Annotated in this window: 2 protein-coding genes; both read left to right on the top strand. The window is 69.1% G+C overall.

What is annotated here, in order from left to right; translation table 11 throughout:
- Positions 1-207, top strand: a 207-nt coding sequence (locus AC1VAN_RS18205; RefSeq protein ID WP_480986378.1) for a GNAT family N-acetyltransferase, incomplete at its 5' end; no start/stop codon positions are given.
- Positions 208-306: 99 nt separating this feature from the next.
- A complete protein-coding gene (locus tag AC1VAN_RS18210) occupies positions 307-1,830 on the top strand; it encodes a thioredoxin family protein (RefSeq protein ID WP_282279878.1) in 1,524 nt (507 codons plus the stop codon).
- Positions 1,831-1,865: the final 35 nt, after the last annotated feature.

A 1,865-nucleotide genomic window follows, 5' to 3' on the forward strand; every position in this document is an offset into this window, starting at 1 on the left:
GGCATCGGTCGTGCCCTGCTGCAGGCGGTGCTGCCGCAGGTACGCGGCCCGCAGATGACCGTGCGCGCCTCGCTCAACGCGGTGCCGGCGTACGAACACTATGGGTTCGTGCTGGATGGCGACGTCGGCGAGTACCACGGCCTGATCTACCAGCCGTTGGTGTTGGCGGTGTCCGCTGCGGTGGCTGCGCCCCCTGGTCCGCACTGATACCCAGCCCACATGCCGTGCAGCGCGTGCGACATAAGCAAACTGCATCAGCCAGCACCCCGACCGTTCCTACAATGGCCCACCACCCTGTCCTTCGAGATGCTGCCGATGCGCGTCGCGCTTTCCCTGTTGCTGCTGGCCTCGGCCCTGAGCGCCTGCTCCCCCGCGTCCGCGCCGGTACCGACGGCGAAGGCGGCATCGACCGCCCCGGCCTCCGCCATCGCCTGGCGCCAGGGCGACGTGGATGATGCCTTCAACGAAGCCGCCGAGAGTGGCAAGCCGGTGCTGCTGTACTGGGGCGCGGTGTGGTGCCCGCCGTGCAACCAGCTCAAGGCGGGGCTGTTCAAGGATCCGGCCTTCATCGCACTGACCGGCAAATTCGTGCCGGTCTACCTGGACGGCGACGAAGAAGGCGCGCAGGCATGGGGCGAACGCTTCGGCGTGCGCGGCTATCCGACCCTGATCGTGCTCGACCCGCAGCGCAACGAAATCACCCGCGTGGCCGGCGGCAACGACGCGGCCGAACTGACCCGGGCCCTGACCGTCGCCGCCAGCCGCCGCAGCGCCGTTGCTGAAACGCTCGCGACCGCGCTGGCAACGCCGGCCACGCTCGGCGCCGAAGACTGGCAGGTACTGGGCGATTACGGCTGGGAGGTGGATGCCAACCGCCTGGCTGGCAAGCGCAGCGCCCAGGACGTGCTGCAGCAGCTGGCCAAGGCCGCACCCGAGCCTGCGCTGCAGCGTCGCTTCGCGCTGCTCGCCTTGGCTACCGCCGAGAAACCGACGGCAGCGCCCACCCAGGTACGCGAACTGTTGCAGGCGGTGCTGGCACAACCGGCGGAGGTACGTCGCAACCGCGAGTTGCTGGGGTATGCCGGCGCCGGGCTGGTCAAGCAGGCCAGCGCCGGTCCGGCCAGCAGCAATGCCCTCGGCCAGCAGTTGCTGGTCGCGCTGGAACGTGCCGACGCCGCGCGTGGTGATCGCGCAGACGATGCCTTGTCACGTGCGTTGACCGAGTTGGCGCTGGCACGCCAGCAGCAGCCTGAAGGCCCGCTGCCGGCAGCACTGGTGCAGCGCGTAAAGCAGCGCGTGGCCGCCGCAGATGCCGCAGCCACCGATGCACACGCGCGCCAGGCCACCATCAGCAGTGCCGTCTACGCGCTGCGCCAGGTCGATGATGATGCAGGCGCCGAGGCCTTGCTGCTGGCAGAGCTGAAGCGCAGCGAGCAGCCTTATTACTACATGCCGGAGCTGGCCGAACTGGCCGAGCAGCGTGGTGATACCGCCGGCGCCCTGGAATGGCTGAAGCGTGCCTACGAAGGCGCGCAGGGCCCTGCCACGCGCGTGCAGTGGGGCGTGCTGTACGTGGAAGGCCTGCTGCGGCTGGCACCCGATGATGCACCGCGTATCGAGCAGGCCACCGAGGCCTTGATCGCCGAGCTGGACAAGCAGCCGTCCGGCTACCACCAGCGCACGCGCCAGCGCTTCGAACGGCTGGCCGGGCAGCTGCAGGCGTGGAGCGCCAAGCACAAGGGTGCGGACACGCTGGCGCGGCTGCAGCAGCGGATGCAGGCGGCCTGTGGTGATCAGGTTGATAGCGGCTGCAAGGAATGGTTGAGCTGACGCCAGACGCAGGATTCGACGGATACAGGTAGTGC

Source organism: Stenotrophomonas sp. 05L44_2 (genome assembly GCF_056665995.1).

Coding starts and splice junctions, on each gene's coding strand:
- AC1VAN_RS18210 (WP_282279878.1), top strand. CDS start 307: ATGCTGCCGATGCGCGTCGCGCTTTCCCTGTTGCTGCTGGCCTCGGCC.